20 protein-coding genes and 1 pseudogene are annotated in these 18191 nt (G+C 67.0%); 8 read left to right on the plus strand and 13 right to left on the minus strand.

Annotated elements, in window-relative coordinates:
* Positions 1 to 238: 238 nt before the first annotated feature.
* Positions 239 to 1123 (minus strand): 4-hydroxybenzoate octaprenyltransferase, encoded by an 885-nt coding sequence (gene ubiA, locus IBX53_RS05565; RefSeq protein WP_290906638.1) that lies wholly within the window; start codon positions 1121 to 1123, stop codon positions 239 to 241.
* Between the two features lie 35 nt (positions 1124 to 1158).
* Complete coding sequence (locus IBX53_RS05570; RefSeq protein WP_290906640.1) at positions 1159 to 1707, minus strand: chorismate lyase; 549 nt, start codon at positions 1705 to 1707, stop codon at positions 1159 to 1161.
* Between the two features lie 74 nt (positions 1708 to 1781).
* On the opposite strand from IBX53_RS05570, the gene IBX53_RS05575 reads away from it, so the two are divergent.
* The 3 genes from IBX53_RS05575 to IBX53_RS05585 all read left to right on the plus strand — a co-directional run bounded on the left by IBX53_RS05575 (position 1782) and on the right by IBX53_RS05585 (position 3714).
* Positions 1782 to 2942, plus strand: coding sequence for an FAD-dependent oxidoreductase (locus IBX53_RS05575; protein ID WP_290906642.1), 1161 nt, complete (start codon positions 1782 to 1784; stop codon positions 2940 to 2942).
* Between the two features lie 62 nt (positions 2943 to 3004).
* Positions 3005 to 3280 (plus strand): HU family DNA-binding protein, encoded by a 276-nt coding sequence (locus tag IBX53_RS05580; protein ID WP_290906644.1) that lies wholly within the window; start codon positions 3005 to 3007, stop codon positions 3278 to 3280.
* 77 nt (positions 3281 to 3357) lie between these two features.
* Positions 3358 to 3714 carry a hypothetical protein gene (locus IBX53_RS05585; RefSeq protein WP_290906646.1) on the plus strand — a complete coding sequence of 119 codons (357 nt, stop codon included), beginning with the start codon at positions 3358 to 3360 and terminating at the stop codon, positions 3712 to 3714.
* A gap of 155 nt (positions 3715 to 3869) precedes the next feature.
* On the opposite strand, the gene IBX53_RS05590 is transcribed toward IBX53_RS05585, so the two are convergent.
* The 3 genes from IBX53_RS05590 to IBX53_RS05600 all read right to left on the minus strand — a co-directional run bounded on the left by IBX53_RS05590 (position 3870) and on the right by IBX53_RS05600 (position 7388).
* Entirely contained in the window at positions 3870 to 4154 is a 285-nt protein-coding gene (locus tag IBX53_RS05590) for a hypothetical protein (RefSeq protein WP_290906648.1), read from the minus strand.
* Positions 4155 to 4389: 235 nt separating this feature from the next.
* Positions 4390 to 6471, minus strand: a complete 2082-nt coding sequence (gene recG, locus IBX53_RS05595) for an ATP-dependent DNA helicase RecG (protein ID WP_290906650.1) — start codon at positions 6469 to 6471, stop codon at positions 4390 to 4392.
* Positions 6468 to 7388, minus strand: a complete 921-nt coding sequence (locus IBX53_RS05600) for a hydrogen peroxide-inducible genes activator (RefSeq protein WP_290906652.1) — start codon at positions 7386 to 7388, stop codon at positions 6468 to 6470. Before IBX53_RS05600 ends, recG begins: the two co-directional genes overlap by 4 nt.
* 67 nt (positions 7389 to 7455) lie before the next feature.
* Here IBX53_RS05600 and IBX53_RS05605 point away from each other — a divergent pair, with 67 nt between their 5' ends.
* Positions 7456 to 8328 (plus strand): SDR family oxidoreductase, encoded by an 873-nt coding sequence (locus IBX53_RS05605; protein ID WP_290906654.1) that lies wholly within the window; start codon positions 7456 to 7458, stop codon positions 8326 to 8328.
* 52 nt (positions 8329 to 8380) lie between these two features.
* Here IBX53_RS05605 and IBX53_RS05610 read toward each other — a convergent pair whose 3' ends face one another.
* From IBX53_RS05610 to IBX53_RS05640, 7 genes are all read right to left on the minus strand, one after another.
* Positions 8381 to 8881 (minus strand): acyloxyacyl hydrolase, encoded by a 501-nt coding sequence (locus IBX53_RS05610; protein ID WP_290906656.1) that lies wholly within the window; start codon positions 8879 to 8881, stop codon positions 8381 to 8383.
* A gap of 28 nt (positions 8882 to 8909) precedes the next feature.
* Positions 8910 to 9425, minus strand: coding sequence for an RNA 2',3'-cyclic phosphodiesterase (thpR, locus tag IBX53_RS05615; RefSeq protein ID WP_290906658.1), 516 nt, complete (start codon positions 9423 to 9425; stop codon positions 8910 to 8912).
* A 29-nt stretch (positions 9426 to 9454) separates the two neighbouring features.
* Positions 9455 to 9844: a RidA family protein gene (locus IBX53_RS05620; RefSeq protein WP_290906660.1), complete on the minus strand. Its 390-nt coding sequence runs from the start codon at positions 9842 to 9844 to the stop codon at positions 9455 to 9457.
* Positions 9845 to 9932: 88 nt separating this feature from the next.
* Complete coding sequence (locus IBX53_RS05625; RefSeq protein WP_290906662.1) at positions 9933 to 12065, minus strand: bifunctional (p)ppGpp synthetase/guanosine-3',5'-bis(diphosphate) 3'-pyrophosphohydrolase; 2133 nt, start codon at positions 12063 to 12065, stop codon at positions 9933 to 9935.
* Positions 12066 to 12131: 66 nt separating this feature from the next.
* On the minus strand, positions 12132 to 12392 hold the full coding sequence (gene rpoZ, locus IBX53_RS05630; RefSeq protein WP_290906664.1) for a DNA-directed RNA polymerase subunit omega: 261 nt from the start codon (positions 12390 to 12392) through the stop codon (positions 12132 to 12134).
* 146 nt (positions 12393 to 12538) lie between these two features.
* Positions 12539 to 13153 carry a guanylate kinase gene (gene gmk / locus IBX53_RS05635; protein WP_290906666.1) on the minus strand — a complete coding sequence of 205 codons (615 nt, stop codon included), beginning with the start codon at positions 13151 to 13153 and terminating at the stop codon, positions 12539 to 12541.
* Between the two features lie 89 nt (positions 13154 to 13242).
* The gene (locus IBX53_RS05640; protein ID WP_290906668.1) at positions 13243 to 14178 is read right to left on the minus strand and encodes a LysR family transcriptional regulator; all 936 of its coding nucleotides are present in this window, start codon (positions 14176 to 14178) and stop codon (positions 13243 to 13245) included.
* Between the two features lie 146 nt (positions 14179 to 14324).
* Between IBX53_RS05640 and IBX53_RS05645 the strand changes: the two genes are divergently transcribed.
* Positions 14325 to 15668 carry an aspartate aminotransferase family protein gene (locus IBX53_RS05645; protein WP_290906670.1) on the plus strand — a complete coding sequence of 448 codons (1344 nt, stop codon included), beginning with the start codon at positions 14325 to 14327 and terminating at the stop codon, positions 15666 to 15668.
* A gap of 89 nt (positions 15669 to 15757) precedes the next feature.
* On the opposite strand, the gene IBX53_RS05650 is transcribed toward IBX53_RS05645, so the two are convergent.
* Complete coding sequence (locus tag IBX53_RS05650; RefSeq protein ID WP_290906671.1) at positions 15758 to 16417, minus strand: GntR family transcriptional regulator; 660 nt, start codon at positions 16415 to 16417, stop codon at positions 15758 to 15760.
* A gap of 165 nt (positions 16418 to 16582) precedes the next feature.
* Between IBX53_RS05650 and IBX53_RS05655 the strand changes: the two genes are divergently transcribed.
* The 3 genes and pseudogenes from IBX53_RS05655 to IBX53_RS05665 all read left to right on the plus strand — a co-directional run.
* Positions 16583 to 17155 carry a chromate transporter gene (locus IBX53_RS05655; RefSeq protein WP_290906673.1) on the plus strand — a complete coding sequence of 191 codons (573 nt, stop codon included), beginning with the start codon at positions 16583 to 16585 and terminating at the stop codon, positions 17153 to 17155.
* Positions 17152 to 17682, plus strand: a complete 531-nt coding sequence (locus IBX53_RS05660) for a chromate transporter (protein ID WP_290906676.1) — start codon at positions 17152 to 17154, stop codon at positions 17680 to 17682. Before IBX53_RS05655 ends, IBX53_RS05660 begins: the two co-directional genes overlap by 4 nt.
* A 49-nt stretch (positions 17683 to 17731) precedes the next feature.
* Positions 17732 to 18028, plus strand: a pseudogene (locus IBX53_RS05665) (Tat pathway signal protein); the annotation flags it as partial.
* Positions 18029 to 18191 lie beyond the last annotated feature (163 nt).

Consider the following 18191-nt stretch of genomic DNA (forward strand, 5'->3'; position numbering starts at 1 on the left):
TCTCCCCTAGCGGTTGGAAAATCGGACCACAATATAAGATTGTCGTTGAACTACACCGAAGCTGACACGATAACGTTGGGGCTGTCACCGCTCTCGCTTCACGACCCTAGACAGGACCAGGTGAGTTCGTGCTCACCGGTTGCCACGCCACAATGATGCGCCTTTTATTGAGACTGTTCTGGCGATCACCGGTTTCAGATGAACCGGCTTCACCCACAAGCAACCGGGGAGGGTCCGGTCATGCCGGCCACAGGGTCAGTGCGATGCCGGCGAACACCAACAGCCCCGACCAGTGGTTGTTGAGGAAGGCCTGGAAGCAGGGGTCGCGCTCGCGCTCGCGAATCAGGCACTGCTGGTGTACGAAGGTGGCCGCCATGGCGGCGAGACCCAGCCAGAAGAAGCCGCCGAACCCCAGGCGCAGCCCGGCCCAGGCCAGCAGCAGCAGGGTGAGCCCCTGCAGCAGGCCGATCATCAGCCGGTCGGCGCGGCCGAACAGCACGGCGGTGGACTTGATGCCGATCTTCAGGTCGTCGTCGCGGTCGACCATGGCGTACTGGGTGTCGTAGGCCACCGTCCAGGCCACGTTGGCCAGGAACAGCAGCCAGGCCTCGAAGGGTACATGGCCCAGCACCGCGCCGAAGGCCATCGGGATCGCCCACGAGAAGGCGGCGCCCAGGAAGAGCTGGGGCAGGTGGGTGTAGCGCTTCATGAAGGGATAGATGAAGGCCAGCACCACACCCACCAGGGAGAGCATCACGGTGAACAGGTTGGTGAACCAGACCAGCACGAAGGCGGCCATCACCAGGATAAGGAACAGCGCCTGGGCCTCGCCTTCGCCGATGCGGCCGGTGGCCAGGGGGCGGTTCCTTGTGCGCTTGACGTGGCCGTCGAAGTGGCGATCGGCGTAGTCGTTGACCACGCAGCCGGCGGCGCGCATCAGGTAGACCCCGGCGATGAAGATCAGCAGCACGTTGCGGCCAGGAATTCCCTCGGCGGCCACCCACAGCGCCCACAGGGTGGGCCACATCAGCAGCCAGGTGCCGATGGGGCGGTTCAGGCGCATCAGCTGCAGGAAGTCGGGCACCCGGGCGAGTCCCTCGGGGCGCATCAGGGAGCGGTCCATCTCTACCTCACGAAAGTCGGCGGCTGGCCAAGAGCCTAGCGCGAAGGCAGGCCGAGGTCATCCGCCATGGCGTCCAGGAACCACTCCTGCACCAGCACCCGGAAGCCGGCGTGGCGAAATACCGAGCGGCGCGCCCAGGGGCCGCGGGCATCGTGGAAGCCCGCTGGAGTCGAGGTCACCTCGATCTCGCCGCGCTCGAGATCCGGCTGGCGAAACAGCCAGCTGCCCAGGGAGCGCTCGCCCAGGTGGGCCAGCTCGTACTCGGGCAGGCCCGTCAGCGGTGCCACCGAGCGCGCCACCACCCAGGGGCACTCCCCCAGGCAGAGCGCCACCTCGCGCAGCCAGACGCGCTGGCCCGGGGCGATGTTCAGCGCCCGGGCCTCGTCACGTCGCGGGGTGCCGAGGCGCTGGTCGAGCAGCCGGACGTTGAAGGGGCGCGGGGCGCCGGCCTCGGTGAGGCGCAGGGTCAGGGAGTCCCGGGAGCCGACCCATCGTCGCCAGGCGGGGCTCATGGCGGGCCGGGCAGCGGCCAGGGGAATCCAGTGCGCCGGGGCGCGGGTGTCGGCAGGCGGCAGGTCGGACACCGTCGGGCTCCGCGTCGATTCAGGGGCGGGTAGTGTAACATACGGTGTCATACCCACCCTGATCGAGGAGGCCCATGAGCGCTCCGCTGACCATCATCGGCTCCGGCATGGCGGGCCTCGGCCTGCTGCGCGCCCTGCGCGCCATCGATGCCGAACGCCCCGTCACCCTGATCACCGCCGACGGCGGCGACGACTACTCGAAGCCGCTGCTCTCTACCGGTTTCGCCAAGCGCCTGTCGCCGGATCGCCTGGCGGCGCGCAGCGCCCTGCGGGTCGCCGAGGAACTGGGCGCCGTGGTGCGCACCCACACCCGGGTCGAGGCCATCGATCTCGCGACGCGCACCCTGCAGATCGGCGCCGAGCGGCTGCCCTGGGGCGAGCTGGTGCTGGCTACCGGCGCGGCACCGGCGGTGCCCTTTGCGGTGCCCCCGGCGGCGGCCAGCCGGATCTTTACCATCAATGACCTGGAGGACTATCGCGCCTTTCACGGCGCGCTGGTGGCGCTGGGGCGGCCGGGCCGGGTAGCCATCGTCGGCGCCGGCCTGGTGGGCTGCGAGTTCGCCAATGACCTGCTCGCCGGCGGCCACGGGGTGAGCCTCGTGGCGCCAGAGGCCGCCCCCCTGGCGCGCCTCCTGCCGGAGCCTCTGGGGCGCGCCTTGGGCGAGGCCTTCGAGGAGGCCGACATGCGGCTCGCGCTGGGCGTCGGAGTCAGGGCGATCGAGACGGCCGGTGCCGACGTGGTCGTGGCCCTGGACGACGGCAGCCGCCTCGTGGCCGACCTGGTGCTGATGGCCACCGGCCTCAAGCCGCGTACCGCCCTGGCCGAGGCGGCTGGCCTGACGGTCAGCGCCACCGGCATCCACACGGACCGTCACCTGGCGACCTCGGCGCCCGGCGTTCATGCTCTGGGCGACGTGGCCTGTGTCGACGGGGTGAACGCCATGTACGTCCAGCCCCTGCAGGCCGGCGCCAAGGCACTGGCGCGCACCCTCACCGGCACGCCTACGCCGGTCCATTACGGGCCCTGGCCGGTGGTGGTCAAGACGCCACTGCTGCCGGTGGTGGCCCTGCCGCCGGCCCGTCCACCGTCCCGCTGGCGCATCGAGGGCGAGGCCGGCGACCTCACCGCCCTCGCGGAAGCGGAAGACGGACGTTTGATCGGTTTTGCGTTGACAGGGGCCTGTGTCCGTCGGAAAGTCGAACTGGCGCGGGTTGCGCCGCCGTTGCTAGGCTAGATGTCGACAACAAGACCTCGGCGACAGGCGCCCGGGGAGGATGCCAATATCAGGAGGGCAGTATGCGTAAGCCAGAACTCGCCGCGGCGATTGCCGATCGTGCCGATCTTTCCAAGGACAAGGCGAGCCAGGTGCTCAACGTGATTCTCGACGAGATCACCGGGAGCGTGGCCCAGGGTCAGGACGTATCGTTGATCGGCTTCGGCACCTTCACCGTGCGTGAGCGGGCGGCGCGCACCGGCAAGAATCCCCAGACCGGCCAACCGTTGACCATTCCGGCCAGCAAGACCGTGGCCTTCAAGCCGGGCAAGGGCCTCAAGGACGCCGTGGCCAAGTAAGGCGACGCGATGAACCAGGCGGCCCGCTCCGGCGGGCCGCGGTGACTTACCCTCCATGGATCCGGTGGCGAGACGACATGAAGCTGCGACTGATGCTCTGGCTGCTGGCCTTCCTGCTCAAGCGCGCCCTGCGCCGCAAGGCGCGCTTCCGTGAGCTCCTCTCCGAGATGCGTGGACTCGACTGGGGTATCGCCACCGAGGATCTCGCCATCGCCCGCCACTACCGAATGTCCCCCGGTGGCGTCCATAGCGGGCGCGGCCTGCCGGTGGATCTCGACCTGGAACTGCGCTTCGAGGATGAGGCCACGGCCCTCAAGGTGCTGAAGAAGCCCACCCAGCAGGTCTTTCTCGACGGCATGATGGACGGCTCAGTCCGACTGGTCGGCGATTCCGGCGACCTGCAGAAACTCCAGTCGTTGCTGAAGCATCTTTGAGGTTTCGACGGCACCTCGGTGCCGTATTGTCCCCCCTTTAACTTGCCATTCGTTATTCGATGCGAAGGGCGCTGAAACCCAGGGTGGAAAAAAAGCCCCTGCGAGAAGCAGAGGCTTTGAGAGTCATGAAGGAAAAGAAAAGAGATCTTGTTTCTTTAACGGTAGTCACCGTTATGGAAAGGATCATTGATCGGCTGACTCTGGTAGCTCGGGCTAACCAGCATCATGGAAACGCTGGTCGGATGACCCCGGAAGGCCGGTTGGGTCAGGTCCCTGGGATCATTGACCGGATTACTTCTCATGCTGGGGCTGGCGAGCTCCTCGGCGGTCACGATCACCGCCGGCAGGGTGAGCTGATCGGACAATGCCAGCGGGCTGGCCACCAGACCCATTGCGATACTGAAGATGCCGATACTCTTTCTGATGCTCTTGGAAATCATGATTCACCTCTGCTCTATTGGGCTGAACTATAAGAAACGCGTGGCGTGATTTCATGTGGATTTGTAGAGAGAGGTGGGGTAAAAATTACAGATATCCGCAAAAATCTGATGATAAATTTCTTCATGATCCATGAAAAAATATTATGTAAGGTTGTCTCCATGTTATCGACAAATTGGCTTTTATATATTCTGGTTCGCAAAGGATAAACAGGAAAGCAGGCAACGAGGGGCGGTCCTACACTTGTCCGTAGCGGCCTGCCTCCTCACCCAGCCAGCGCCTGACCAGCGGCCGGCTCGCCTCCGGGTGGATGGCCAGCAGCGCCTCGGCCAGCGGGGCAACGCGCTCCAGCAGGTCGGCGTCGCGCTCCAGGTCGGCGATCTTCATCTGGGCCAGGCCCGTCTGGCGGGTGCCCAGCACCTCGCCGGGGCCACGCAGCTGCAGGTCCTTCTCGGCGATGCGAAAGCCATCGTTGGTCTCGCGCATCACCGCCAGGCGCTCCCTGGAGTGGGCCGACAGCGGCGGATGATAGAGCAGCACGCAGAAGCTTGCGGTGGAGCCGCGCCCCACCCGGCCGCGCAGCTGGTGTAGCTGGGAGAGCCCCAGCCGCTCGGGGTTCTCGATGATCATCAGGCTGGCGTTGGGCACGTCGACCCCCACCTCGATCACCGTGGTGGCCACCAGCAGGTCCAGCTCGCCGGCCTTGAAGGCGTCCATCACCGCGGCCTTCTCGGCGGCCTTCATGCGTCCGTGGATCAGGCCGATGGCCAATTCCGGCAGCGCCTCGGTGAGCTCGTCGCGGGTCGCCTCGGCGGCCTGGCACTCCAGCACCTCCGACTCCTCGATCAGGGTGCAGACCCAGTAGGCCTGGCGGCCCTCGGCGCAGGCGTGGCGGATGCGTGCCACCACCTCCGGGCGCCGCTCGTCGGGCATCGCCACCGTCTTCACCGGGGTGCGCCCGGGGGGGAGTTCGTCGATCACCGAGACGTCGAGGTCGGCATAGGCGCTCATCGCCAGGGTGCGAGGGATGGGGGTCGCGGTCATCACCAGTTGGTGGGGCGTCAGGCCGCCCGCCTCACCCTTCTCGCGCAGGGCCAGGCGCTGGTGCACCCCGAAGCGGTGCTGTTCGTCGATGATGGCCAGGCCCAGGCGCTGGAAGTGCACGTCGCCCTGGAAGAGGGCGTGGGTGCCCACCACCATGCGCGCGCGGCCGTCCTGGATGGCCGCCTTGGTGTCCAGGCGCGCCTTGCCCTTGAGCTTGCCGGAGAGCCAGGCCACCTCGATGCCCAGCGGTTCGAACCAGTCCCGGAAGGCGCGGTAGTGCTGCTCGGCGAGGATCTCGGTGGGCGCCATCATCGCCGCTTGGCAGTCGCCGGCGATGGCGGAGAGCGCCGCCATGGCGGCCACCACCGTCTTGCCGGAGCCCACGTCGCCCTGCACCAGGCGCAGCATGGGCACCTCCCGGGCCAGGTCGGTGCCGATCTCGTCCAGCACCCGGCGCTGGGCGCCGGTGAGCGAGAAGGGCAGCTGGGTGAGGAAGCGCGCCTGCAGGCCGCGCCCGGAGGGCAGCGCCGGGGCGCCATCCTCCTGGATGCGCTGGCGCACCGCCTGCAGGCTCAGGCGGTGTGCCAGCAGCTCCTCCAGGGCTAGGCGGCGGCTGGCGGGGTGGCGGCCGCTGGCCAGGGCCTCGGCGTCCACCTCCGGCGTCGGCTGGTGCAGCACCTGCAGGCAGTGGTGCAGCTCGGGCAGGCGGAAGCGGGCGCGCAGGTCCTCGGTGATCCAGTCCGGCAGCGCCTCGGGATGGGTCGCCAGCAGGGCCAGCGCCTGCTCGATCAGCGCCCGCAGGCGGGTCTGGTGGAGCCCCTCGGTGGTAGGGTAGATGGGGGTCAGGTGGTCCTCCACCGGCGGGGCATCGGCCTTGAGCAGGCGATACTCGGGGTGGTAGAGCTCGAGTCCGGTGGCCCCGGCGCGGGCCTCGCCGAAGCAGCGCAGCCAGCTGCCGGGCTGAAACTGCTGCTGCTGGGCCGGCGAGAAGTGGAAGAAGCGCAGGCTCAGCAGGCCCGAGCCGTCGCGCAGCCGCACCAGCAGGCTGCGGCGGCGACCGCGCACCACCTCGGCGGCCACCACCTCGCCCTCCACCACCGCCTCGTGGCCGGCGCGCAGAGTGCCGATGGGGGTGATGCGGGTGCGGTCCTGGTAGCGCAGCGGCAGGTGGAAGAGCAGGTCGGCCACGCTCTCGAGGCGCAGCCGAGCCAGCTTCAGTGCCAGCGCCTCGCCGATCCCCTTGAGCGACGTGATCGGCGCGTCGAGTGCATTCATTCCGGCATGGTGTCGGCCTCGCGGCAGCGGGCGATGGCCTCGGTCACGGCATCGATGGCCTTGGGCCGCGGGAAGCTGGCCCGCCAGGCGATGGCTACGGTGCGAGCCGGGGCGGGTGGCGCGAAGGGGCGGCTGACCAGCAGGCCGCTCTCGTAGTGGACGGTGCCGATGGCCGAGCGCGGCAGCACGGTGATGCCCAGCTTGGAGGCCACCATGTGGCGGATGGTCTCCAGGGAGCCCCCCTCGGCGGTGAGGGTGTTGTTCGGACTGGCGAGCTTCTGGCTGATGGCCGGACAGGCCTCGAGGATCTGGTCCCGGAAGCAGTGGCCCTCGCCGAGCAGCAGCAGTCGCTCCTCGAGAAGCTCCTCCTTGCGGATGATCCTGCGCTCGGCCCAGGGATGGTCGGCGGGCATCAACACCTCGAACTCCTCCTCGTACAGGGCCTTGGTGACCACGTCGGTCTCGGTGAAGGGCAGCGCGATGATGATGGCGTCCAGCTCGCCACTTCTCAGCTTGCGGCGCAGGTTGCCGGTGAAGCCTTCCTCGAGGTAGAGCGGCATCTGCGGAGCGCCGCGGCGTAGCTCGGGCACCAGGTGGGGAAACAGGTAGGGGCCGATGGTATAGATGGCGCCGAGCCTCAGGGGGCTCGCCAACTGGTCCTTGCCGGCGCTGGCCAGTTCCTTGATCACGCTGGTCTGTTCAAGCACCCGCTGGGCCTGCTCGACGATCTTCTCGCCCAGCGGCGTCACCTGGACGGTGGATTTGGAGCGTTCGAACAGGGCAATGCCAAGCTCCTCCTCGAGCTTCTTCACCGCCACGGAGAGGGTCGGCTGGGAGACGAAGCAGCGTTCGGCGGCGCGTCCGAAGTGGCGCTCCTGAGCCAGTGTCACGATGTAGCGGAGTTCTGTTAGAGTCATGATGGTTGCCTTAACGGCATCCTCTTGAAAATCCAATAGGGACTTTTTATCAGGGGGCAGGGAAAAGGTGAAGACGACAACGCTGATTCTGGGCTGTGGGGATATCGGGATCGGGCTGGGCCAGCGCCTCAAGGCGGCAGGCCAGCGGGTGGTGGGCGTGCGCCGCAACGCGACGGCGCTGGCGGGCAGCGGCCTTGAGGCCGCCGGCGCGGACCTCACCGATCCCGCCAGCCTCGCCGCCCTGCCGGACGCCGACGTGCTGGTCTACGTGGCCAGCGCCGACCGCTTCGAGGAGGAGGCCTACCGCGCCGCCTACCCCACGGGGCTCAAGGCGGTGCTGGCAGAGTTCGGCGCGCGCAAGCGGGTGCCGAAGCGGGTCTTCTTCGTCTCCTCCACCAGCGTCTATCCCCAGCAGGCCGGCGAGGAGGTTGACGAGGCGAGTCCCGCCGAGCCCACCGGCTTCGCCGGCGCCCTGATGCGCGAGGCGGAGCAGGTGCTGCTCGACCATGCGCTGCCCGGCACCGCCGTGCGTTTCTCGGGCATCTACGGCCCCGGCCGCGACCGCCTGATTCGCCAGGTGAGTGAGGGGCGCATCGCCCCGGCGAGCCCCGCCATGTATACGAACCGCATCCATCGCGACGACTGTGCCGGGGTGCTGGCCCACCTGATCGAGCGCAGCCTGACCGACGAGGCGGTGGAGGAGCTCTACCTGGCCAGCGATTGCGAGCCGGCGCCGCTCCACGAGGTAATGGCCTGGCTGGCCAGGCAGCTCAAGGTAGAAGCCACCGAGACCATCCAGTCGCCGCTGCGTCGCCGCGCCAGCAAGCGCTGCCACAATGCCCGCCTGCTGGCCAGTGGTTTCGAGTTTCGCTACCCCAGCTACCGCGAGGGCTACGCCCAGGTGCTCAGGGAGGGCGGCTTCCTCCCCGAGAAGGCCTGACCGTCGTGGGGGTGATCTTTCGCCGTGTCGCTTGATCCCCTGAGGGCTGGGTTTACAGCGGAAAGCGATAGCCCAGTGTCAGGGTCTCGAAGCCATCATTCGGTTTCTTGATCCCGGCATTGGAGTAATGGGTCAGCGCCAGCGCCAGCTCACCGTTGGCCCAGGGCAGGCCCAGCGCCAGGCGATCCTCGAACTGGAAGGCGGTGGACAGGTTGCGTTCCTCCACCCGGGTCTTGAGGAAGAGGGCGCCACCGATGCCCCCCTCCAGGAAGAGGTCCCGTTCACCGGCGAAGGTCCAGCGCAGCGACGGCGAGAGCAGCAGGGCGGCGTTGCCGTCCTGCTCCTCGCTGGAGAGCAGCAGCAGGCCGGTGGCCAGTCGCAGGTCCAGCCTGGGATGCAGGCTCGCCAGGGGGATGACCCGGTCCACCTCCACCTTGAGGGCGACCGTGGATTCACTGGTGGCGCCGACGGCAATCTGGAGGTCGGCCATGGACGGTCCACCGGCCAGCAGCAGTGCCAGAGCGGCCGCCGCCCGGCTCGATTCGAGAGTCATTCCCTTCCCCCCGCCTGTCAGTGATGGCTCAGGCTGCCTGCGAGCGCGCCAGAGGAGCGTAGCGGACGTCCTGCCCGTCGTTGATCGAATGGATCAGCGTCACCTGATTATAGGTCCACTCGAGGTCCACGTCCGGCAGGTCGTCGGCCTCGAGGCGTTCGGCCCGGCGCAGCAGGGTGACATGGGGGATGAAGCGGGACGGGCGGCCGGGGATGCCGCGGCCTTCCAGGCGCGCCCACAGCCGCTCGTGCAGCCGCTGAAGGGCGGCATCCGGCCGGCTGCCACCCACCCAGACGATGCCCGGGCGCCGGAAGTGGCCCCAGGCATCCAGCGTCCAGCGGCCGGCGGGAACGGCCAGCGAGCAGACCTCCTCCGCCAGCTCTCCGGCCAGGTCGTCGCCCACCTCGCCGAGGAAGGCCAGGGTGAGGTGCAGGCTCTCGTCGGGCATGCGCCGCCCGCCGCAGCGGGCGTGGGCGGCGTCCGCCAGGGTGCTGAGCCGCTCGTGCAGCTCGGGCGGCGGCACCAGCGCCATAAACAATCGCATTGGGTGCGAATCCGTCTTTCCGTCGCCGATCAGTCGCCGATGACCATCACCGCTTCCGCCTCGAACTGCGCGCCCTTGGGCAGCGCCTTGACGCCCACCGCGGCGCGGGCCGGGTAGGGCTTCTCGAAGACCTCCTCCATCACCTGATTGACCACGGCGAAGTTGCCAAGGTCGACCAGGTAGAGGTTGAGCTTGACGATCTCCCCCAGGGAGCCGGCGGCCTCCTCGCAGACGGCCTTGAGATTGGTGAAGACCTGGCGGGCCTGGGCCTCGAAGTCCTCGGAGACCAGCTCCATGGTGGCCGGGTCCAGGGGAATCTGGCCGGAGAGGTAGACGGTGTTGCCGGCCTTGATGGCCTGGGAGTAGGGGCCGATGGCGGCGGGCGCCTGGTCGGTGTTGATCACGGCCTTGTTGCTCATGGTGTGCTCCGTCGGGTTGGTTGCTGTTCGGGATAATGACAAGCGGCCCGGCCGCCCTGGCTGGGGGCTGTCGGGCCGGCGGAGAGGTTCAGTTGCCGAGTCGGGTGATGCGCTCGACGTGGGGAAGATTGCGCAGTCGCTTGATGATGCGTGCCAGATGGATGCGGTTGCGTACCGACAGGGTCAGGTTCACGGTGACCAGGCGGGCATCGCGCTCCTCGATGCCGATTCGCTCGATGTTGGCCTCGGAATCGGTGACCAGGCCGGCCAACTCGGCCACCAGGCCTCGGCGGCTCTCCACCTCAAGGCGAAGCGCCACCGGGAAGTCCTCGGCGATGTTGTCGGACCACTCCAGGGCGAAGAGCTTGTCCGGGTCGTTCCTGAGTTCGCCCAGGTTTCGGCACTCGGCGCGGTGCACCACGATGCCCTTGCCCACCGAGAGGTGGCCGATGACCGGATCGCCGGGGAGCGGGTGGCAGCAGCGGGCGAACTTGATCACCATGCCTTCGGCACCGCTGATCAGGATGGGGCCATGGGCGCGCGGTTCACCCTTGCCCGCGGGCGACTCGCCCTGCTGCAGGTCGAGCAGACGGCGCGCCACCACGTGCGCGACCCGGGTGCCCAGGCCGATGGACTCCAGCAGGGCCTCGGTGTTCTTCAGGCCAAGCTCGACCAGCAGCGTGGCCAGCGCCCCCTCCGGCAGCTCCTCAAGGCTGGTCTCGAACTGCGCCAGGGACTTGTTGAGCAGCCGCCGTCCAAGCTGAACCGCCTCGGTATGCTGCTGGTGCTTGAGCGCGTGGCGAATCGCCGAGCGCGCCTTGGCGGTGACCACGAAGTTGAGCCAGGCCAGGTTGGGCCGTGCCCCCGGGGCGGTGATGATGTCCAGGGTCTGGCCGCTCTCCAGGCGGGTGGAGAGCGGGGCCAGGTGGCGATCGATGCGGCAGGCGATGGTGCCGTTGCCGATATCGGTATGCACGGCATAGGCGAAGTCGATGACCGTGGCACCCTGGGGCAGCTCCATGATGTCGCCCTTGGGGGTGAACACATAGATGTCATCGGGGAAGAGATCGTTCTTGACGTGCTCGATGAACTCCAGCGAGTCGCCGGCGTGGCGCTGCATCTCCAGGAGACCCTTGATCCAGGAGCGGGCCCGGGCATGGCTGCCCTCGGCGATGGGGTGCTGGGTCTGCCCGGCCTTGTAAAGCCAGTGGGCGGCGATGCCGTTGTTGGCCATGGCCTCCATCTCGCGGGTGCGAATCTGCACCTCGATGGGCATGCCGTTGGACCCGAACAGGGACGTGTGCAGGCTTTGATAGCCGTTGGCCTTGGGGATGGCGATGTAGTCCTTGAAACGCCCGGGCACCGGCTTGTAGAGATTGTGCACCACGCCGAGGATGCGGTAGCAGCTGTCGACATCGTTGCAGATGATGCGAAAGCCGAAGACGTCCATGATCTCGGCGAACGACTTGCGCTGGTCGCGCATCTTCTTGTAGATCGACAGCAGGTGTTTCTGGCGGCCGATCACCGTGCCGGACAGTGCCTCGTCGTCGAGGCTCTGCTGCAGGGTGTTCTGGATCTGACGGATCGCCGAGCGGCGGTGTCCCCTGGCGCTGGAGACGGCCCGCTTGATGCGCTCGGCGCGCATCGGATGCAGCGCCTGGAAGGAGAGGTCCTCCAGCTCCACGCGGATGGTGTTGATACCCAGCCGGCTGGCGATGCGGGCATAGATCTCCAGGGTCTCGCGGGCGATGCGGCGCTTCTTCTCGGGGCGCAGGGCGCCCAGGGTGCGCATGTTGTGCAGTCGGTCGGCGAGCTTGACGATGATCACCCGGATGTCACGGGACATCGCGAGCACCATCTTCTGGAAGTTCTCGGCCTGGGCGACCGCCTTGTCCTCGAAGGCGATCTGGGTCAGCTTGGAGACCCCGTCTACCAGCTCCGCCACCGGCTTGCCGAACTGCTCGGCCAGCGCCTCCTTGCCGACCCCGGTGTCCTCGATAACATCATGCAGCATGGCGGCCATCAGGCTCTGATGGTCCATGTGCATGTTGGCGAGGATATTGGCGACGGCGAGGGGGTGGGTGACGTAGGGCTCGCCGGAACGCCGGCGCTGCCCGTCGTGGGCCTGCTCGGCATAGTAGAAGGCGCGCTTGACCTGTCGGATCTCGCTCTGGGGGAGGTAGCCGCCGAGACGGTCGGCCAGGTCATCGATGGTGAACATGCGGCGCGCCCTGATTCCTGCGTGAGTCTCCCGGGAAGGATGACGGCGCCGAGGCGCCGCCGCGGATCACTCCTCGCCGGCGCCGCCGTAGTAGGGCTCGCGCACGGGACGCACCGCGGCTTCCACCGGCTCGTCGAGAACACTGGCGTCGACCAGGCCGGCGGCGATCTCGCGCAGTGCGACCACGGTGGGCTTGTCGTTTTCCCAGGGCACCAGTGCGTCGCGGGAGCCGCGTGCCAGCTGGCGCGCTCGCGCGGTGGAGATCATCACCAGCTGGAAGCGGTTCTCTACATTTTCCAGACAATCTTCAACTGTGACTCGCGCCATGGGGATGCCTTCCTGAATGCTTGCGGGAACCCGGCGGAGCACGCGCGGCGATGCGCGGGTGGACGGATTCCACTTATGGGTAGGCCAGATAGATTACTCGACGCCCGGTTGCCGTGACAAGCGCTGCAGTGCAGCGTCCCTGTGGCTCAGGAGAGCAGCGCCTGCAGCAGCGGGGCGTGGGCCTGGCTCGCCCGGTCGCGATTCAGCCGCTGGGCGATCACCAGCGCCTGCAGCTCGCGCAGGGCGGTGGTGAAGTCGTCGTTGATCACCAGGTAGTCGTACTCGTCGTGGTGGGACATCTCGCTCACCGCATCGCGCATGCGCCGCTCGATCACCGCGTGCTCGTCGGTGCCGCGGCTGGCCAGGCGGTGCTCCAGCTCCTCCCGGGAGGGGGGAAGGATGAAGATCGACACCGCATCGGGCAGCTGGCTGCGCACCTGGCGGGCGCCTTGCCAGTCGATCTCCAGGATCACATCCTGACCGGCGGCCAGGGCGGCCTGCACCGCGGGGCGCGAAGTGCCGTAGTAGTTGTCGAAGACCCGGGCGTGCTCGAAGAACTCGCCGCGCTCGATCATCGCCTCGAAGGCCGGTACGTCCACGAAGTGGTAGTTCACGCCGTTCACTTCGCCATTGCGGCGCTCGCGGGTGGTATGCGACACCGACACCTGGATGCCGTCGAGGCTCTCGATCAGCTCGCGCACCAGGCTGGTCTTGCCGGCGCCTGAGGGGGCGGAAACGATGAAGAGGGTACCCTGGGGCATGGTCGGCATCCCTGTGTAACGGTTGGATGAGGCGGCATGAGCCGAAGGAAAGCGCGCAGTATCGCACGAACTTGCGCGGCGCTGCAGGCCTACTCGATGTTCTGGATCCCAGGCTTCTCGATCAAGCGGTTGAGCTCTTCCAGATACGCCTCCAATACCAGATTTGGCGGTCCACCCTTGCGAGTGATGGCGCTGTAGCGGGTCAGGTAGTGCCAATCCTCGGGGTTCAAGGCGCGCATCTGATGGTTGAGGACCCAGCGTTCGGCGAAATGCGTCGGCAGATAGCCGATATAGCGCTGGGAGAGGATCAAGAAGGCGATGCCTTCCCGGTCGGTGGCCGAGGCGGTGGGGTTGAGCCACTCGTGGTGGGTCTTGATCGACGGAGCCTGGGCGTAGGCCGGTACCACGGCGTCGTGGTCCGCCAGCTGCTCGGCAGAGATTTCCGGGGCGGAGAAGAGCGGATGGCCCGCCGCGCAGTAGAGTCGCGAGGTCTCCTCATACAGCGGCAGATAGGTCAGTCCCGGCAGTGGCTTCAGTGCGGGAACCACCCCCGCGTGCAGGCGACCGTCGAGAACCGCCTGTTCGATCTCGCTGGGCGATATCATGCGGATATTGATTCGCACGTCCGGTCCTCGCTCCTTGAGGCCGCTCAGCGCATGCGTGATATGCATCTGCGGCATGCTCACCAGGTTGTCGGTGATGCCGATATTGAGCTCCCCCTTCAGCCAGGCGTGCAGTCCATTGACCCGGGTGCGAAAGCCCTCCACGGCAGCGAGCAGCTGCAGACTCGCCTCGTACACCTCGGCGCCCTCATCGGTCAGCGCAAAGCCGCTGCGCCCGCGCTGGCAGAGTCGCAGCCCCAGCCGTGTCTCCAGGTCCTTCATGGCCATGCTGATCGCCGCCCGGCTGATACCCAGTTCTACCTCGGCGGCGGAGAAGCCCCCGCACTCCACCACCTTGCGATAGATGCGCAGCAGACGCAGGTCGGCATCACCCGGCGGGCCCATGGGGGCATGCTTGCTCATGCTTCTTTTCTTCCGCGACGCTGTGTCAACTGAAAGCTTACATGAAATCAAGTATTCCTGAATTTAATTGACTCACGATGCGGCCTAGGCTTAAGGAAAGACGCCACGACCCGATCCACAGTGACACCGTTCCGCGAGGCCGCGCCATGACCGCACAAGCGTTTCCCCACGCCGCCGGGCTCTCCGCCGAGCAGCTCGACGCCTACTGGATGCCCTACACCGGCAACCGGCAGTTCAAGCGCGACCCCCGTATCATCGTCGGTGCCCAAGGCAGCTACTTCACCGACGACCGGGGCCGGCGCATCTTCGACGGCCTGTCGGGGTTATGGACCTGCGGTGCCGGCCACGGTCGCCGGGAGATCACCGAGGCCGTCAGTCGGCAGCTCGGTCAGCTCGACTATGCTCCGGCCTTCCAGTTCGGCCATCCCGGGGCCTTCGAGCTCGCCCACCGCCTCCGTGAGCTGACCCCGGAGGGTCTCGACCACGTCTTCTTCACTGGCTCCGGCTCCGAGAGTGCTGACACCTCGCTGAAGATCGCGCGCGCCTACTGGCGCAAGAAGGGGAGGTCGACCAAGACCAAGCTGATCGGTCGCGCCAAGGGCTATCACGGCGTCAACTTCGGCGGCATCAGCCTGGGCGGCATCGGCGCCAACCGCGCCCTGTTCGGCCAGGGCATCGACGCCGACCATCTGCCCCACACCCTGCTGGCCGAGAATGCCTTCACCCGCGGCATGCCAGAGCGCGGCGCCGAGAAGGCAGAGGAGCTGCTCGAGCTGATCGCCCTGCATGACGCCTCCAATATCGCTGCGGTGATCGTCGAGCCTCTGGCCGGCTCCGTCGGGGTGATACCGCCCCCGGTGGGCTATCTCCAGCGGCTGCGCGAGATCTGCGATGCACACGATATCCTGCTGATCTTCGACGAGGTGATCACCGGTTTCGGGCGCATGGGCGCCATGACGGGCGCCGAGGCGTTTGGCGTAACGCCCGATATCATGAACATCGCCAAGCAGCTCACCAACGGCGCCGTGCCCATGGGCGGGGTGATCGTCAAGGGCGAGATCTACCAGACATTCATGGAGCAGGGCGGGCCCGACTACATGCTCGAGCTGCCCCACGGCTATACCTATTCCGGCCATCCGGTGGCCTGCGCCGCGGCCCTGGCGGTCCTCGACGTGCTGGAGAACGAGCGTCTCATCGAGCGCGTCCGGCAGATGAGCCCGGTCTTCGAGGAGGCCCTGCACGGCCTCAAGGGCACCCGCTACATCAGCGATATTCGCAACTATGGCCTGGCCGGTGCCCTGCAGATCGAGGCCTATCCGGGCGAGCCGGCCCGGCGCCCCTTCGAGATCGCCATGAAGTGCTGGGAGAAGGGCGTCTACGTGCGCTACGGCGGCGACACTATCCAGCTCGGCCTGCCGTTCATCGTCGAGCGCGAGGAGATCGACCGCCTGGTCAATGTCCTCGGTGACGCCATTGGCGCCCTGGACTGAGCCAGAGCCTCGCTGTTCCCGAGGAGGGGGCAGCGGTGTGATGGCCGGCGCAGGATGAGAAGCCTCTCCTGCCCGGAGGTTTCCTGGCCTTATTGGCAGGCCCCCAGCGCCACCAGATAGGAGCGGTGGATGTGGTCTTCCATCAATTCCTGGGCTTCGGTCACCTTCCCGGCCAGTGCCAGCGTCACCAGCTGGTCATGCTGCCTGTTGAGGTGCTCCCGCATCTGAGGGGCAGGAGGCGCCAGGCGCCGGTAGCGATCAAATTGGTCATAGAGCTGCTCGATGAAGCGCAGCAGCCAGGCAGACCCGCAGGGGGCCAGCAGGGTGCGATGGAACTTGCCGTGCAGCTGCTCCCACTCCTCGACCGGTTGCGAGGTCTCATCGGCTCGCCTGAGCCGATGTGCGGCGGCCAGCAGCTCCGACTCCCACTCCGCATTGCCGCGCTCGATGGCCCGCTTCAGCGCCATCACCTCCAGTTCGCGACGCATCTCGGCGATATCATCCAGCTCTTCGCGGTTCAGGCCCGGCACGCGAAACCCGCGCTGGTTCTCCTGGATCAGCAGCCCGTAGGCCGCCAGGCGGTTTAGCGCCTCGCGCAGCGGACTCAGCCCCACCTCGTAGTGCTCCTTCAGGGCGCTGATCGCGACCTTCTCCCCGGCCTTGAAGCGCCCGTTGACGAGATCCTGGCGCAGGGTGTCATAGATGAGGCTGGACCTTGTCGTCCCGCCCTTGCGCTTGGGTGTTCCCATACCCCCTCCCGTGTCTCGCTCCGTGAATGACGGCGATATCCCGAGTTGACGTCGTCTCGATCGTCGACCTATAGTCGAAAATATAATCGATTTTTTGAATCCGGCACGATTAAAGAGGCTTTAATCCATGGTTGATGCCAGCGCCGACTCGGAGCTTCGACGCCCATGACCTCCCATCGCAAGGCGCCACTGGGCGACCTCCTCTGGGCCTTCACCCGCATCGGCCTGCTCGGCTTCGGCGGTGGTCCCGCGATGATACCCCTGGTTCAGCAGGAGGTGGTCAAGCGCCACGCCTGGATGAGTGACGAGGAATTTGCCGACGTTCTGGCCATCGCCAACACCCTGCCCGGCCCCATTGCCACCAAGATGCCCGGCTACATCGGCTATCGGATCGCCGGCATTTCCGGCTGCGCCATCGCCGTCGGCGCGGTGATCCTGCCCATGATCCTGGCCATGATCCTGCTGCTCGGCGTCTTCAGCCGCTACCGCGACGTCGCCTGGATCCATGGCATGGGACAGGCGGTGGTCCCGGTGGTGATGGTCATGCTCGCTCAGCTGACCCTGGATTTCTGGAACAAGTCGCGCCTGGCGCTGGGCTGGGTCATCAGTCTGGCCATGGCCGTCGTCGCCGGCGGCCTGATCTACGGCCTGGGCCTGCACCCCGGCTGGGTGATCGGCGCCCTGCTGGCCGCGGCGCTGCTTCGTCCGGGCCGCAAGGCTGCGGAGGCCAACCCATGATCTACTGGGAGCTGTTCCTGGCCTTCTTCATCCCCAATATCATCGGCTACGGCGGCGGGCCGGCGATCATCCCGCTGATCGAGGCGGAGGTGGTTGGACGCTATGGCTGGATGAGCGCCCAGGCGTTCGCCGAGACCCTGGCACTCGGCAACGCCCTGCCGAGCCCCATCGCCACCAAGATGGCCGGCCAGGTCGGCTATGAGGTGGCGGGAGCCGGAGGTGCACTGGTGGCCGTGCTCGCCACGGTGGTGCCATCGTTGCTGCTGATGCTGGGGGCACTGGGGCTGCTCTATCGCCACCGGGAGTCCCCCCGGGTCAAGCGCATGAGCCAGTGGGTTCGCCCGGTCATTGCCCTGATGATGGGCTGGCTGACCCTCGGTTTCTTCCTGGAAGGGGTCGGCGGCGCCGGCCTGCTACACACCCTGGTGATCGGCACCGCTGCCGCGGTCGCCCTGCTGCGCTTCCGCGCCCACCCCGCCTTCGTGGTGCTGGGGGCGCTCGTCTATGGAGGACTCTTTCTCGGTTGATGAGCCGTCATCCACCGACTGACAGCACGAAAAAAAGCTTGGTGCCTATGCCCTCAACAACAACCTCTTCGACATCTGGGTGCTGTTCATTTTCGGCCTGCTCGGCTACCTGCTCTGGAAGGCCGAGGTGCCGCTGACCCCGCTGATCCTCGGCGTGGTACTGGGCAATAACCTCGAGCGACAGTTGTTCCGGGCCCTCGAACTCGACGACAGCTGGATGACCTTCCTGACGCGACCGCTCTCGGCACTCTTCCTGGCCCTTGCCGTGGCGTCGATCGTCTTCTCGCTCTACCAGGATCGCAAGATTCAACGCAACCGGCTCAAGGCCCAGCAGGGCGACGCCTGACCCGACTCAAGGAGCTTTCGATGCAACACGATGCGCTTTACTACCCCAGCCCCTCCCGGCGCATGGTCGCCTTCGGCACCCGTGGCATGGTCGCCACCTCCCAGCCGCTGGCCGCCCAGGTGGGCATGAGCATCCTCCAGCGGGGCGGCAACGCCGTGGATGC

The sequence above is a fragment of the Halomonas sp. genome (assembly GCF_014859505.1).
GTDB lineage: Bacteria > Pseudomonadota > Gammaproteobacteria > Pseudomonadales > Halomonadaceae > Halomonas.

Bases quoted from the DNA above. Each gene is read 5' to 3' on its own strand.
- IBX53_RS05620 (WP_290906660.1), bottom strand. From the start codon at position 9,844: ATGAGCAACAAGGCCGTGATCAACACCGACCAGGCGCCCGCCGCCATC.
- IBX53_RS05590 (WP_290906648.1), bottom strand. From the start codon at position 4,154: ATGATTTCCAAGAGCATCAGAAAGAGTATCGGCATCTTCAGTATCGCA.
- IBX53_RS05580 (WP_290906644.1), top strand. From the start codon at position 3,005: ATGCGTAAGCCAGAACTCGCCGCGGCGATTGCCGATCGTGCCGATCTT.
- IBX53_RS05600 (WP_290906652.1), bottom strand. From the start codon at position 7,388: ATGACTCTAACAGAACTCCGCTACATCGTGACACTGGCTCAGGAGCGC.
- IBX53_RS05610 (WP_290906656.1), bottom strand. From the start codon at position 8,881: ATGACTCTCGAATCGAGCCGGGCGGCGGCCGCTCTGGCACTGCTGCTG.
- gmk (WP_290906666.1), bottom strand. From the start codon at position 13,153: ATGCCCCAGGGTACCCTCTTCATCGTTTCCGCCCCCTCAGGCGCCGGC.
- IBX53_RS05585 (WP_290906646.1), top strand. From the start codon at position 3,358: ATGAAGCTGCGACTGATGCTCTGGCTGCTGGCCTTCCTGCTCAAGCGC.
- recG (WP_290906650.1), bottom strand. From the start codon at position 6,471: ATGAATGCACTCGACGCGCCGATCACGTCGCTCAAGGGGATCGGCGAG.
- rpoZ (WP_290906664.1), bottom strand. From the start codon at position 12,392: ATGGCGCGAGTCACAGTTGAAGATTGTCTGGAAAATGTAGAGAACCGC.
- IBX53_RS05640 (WP_290906668.1), bottom strand. From the start codon at position 14,178: ATGAGCAAGCATGCCCCCATGGGCCCGCCGGGTGATGCCGACCTGCGT.
- ubiA (WP_290906638.1), bottom strand. From the start codon at position 1,123: ATGGACCGCTCCCTGATGCGCCCCGAGGGACTCGCCCGGGTGCCCGAC.
- IBX53_RS05650 (WP_290906671.1), bottom strand. From the start codon at position 16,417: ATGGGAACACCCAAGCGCAAGGGCGGGACGACAAGGTCCAGCCTCATC.
- IBX53_RS05575 (WP_290906642.1), top strand. From the start codon at position 1,782: ATGAGCGCTCCGCTGACCATCATCGGCTCCGGCATGGCGGGCCTCGGC.
- IBX53_RS05655 (WP_290906673.1), top strand. From the start codon at position 16,583: ATGACCTCCCATCGCAAGGCGCCACTGGGCGACCTCCTCTGGGCCTTC.
- IBX53_RS05645 (WP_290906670.1), top strand. From the start codon at position 14,325: ATGACCGCACAAGCGTTTCCCCACGCCGCCGGGCTCTCCGCCGAGCAG.
- IBX53_RS05660 (WP_290906676.1), top strand. From the start codon at position 17,152: ATGATCTACTGGGAGCTGTTCCTGGCCTTCTTCATCCCCAATATCATC.
- thpR (WP_290906658.1), bottom strand. From the start codon at position 9,425: ATGCGATTGTTTATGGCGCTGGTGCCGCCGCCCGAGCTGCACGAGCGG.
- IBX53_RS05625 (WP_290906662.1), bottom strand. From the start codon at position 12,065: ATGTTCACCATCGATGACCTGGCCGACCGTCTCGGCGGCTACCTCCCC.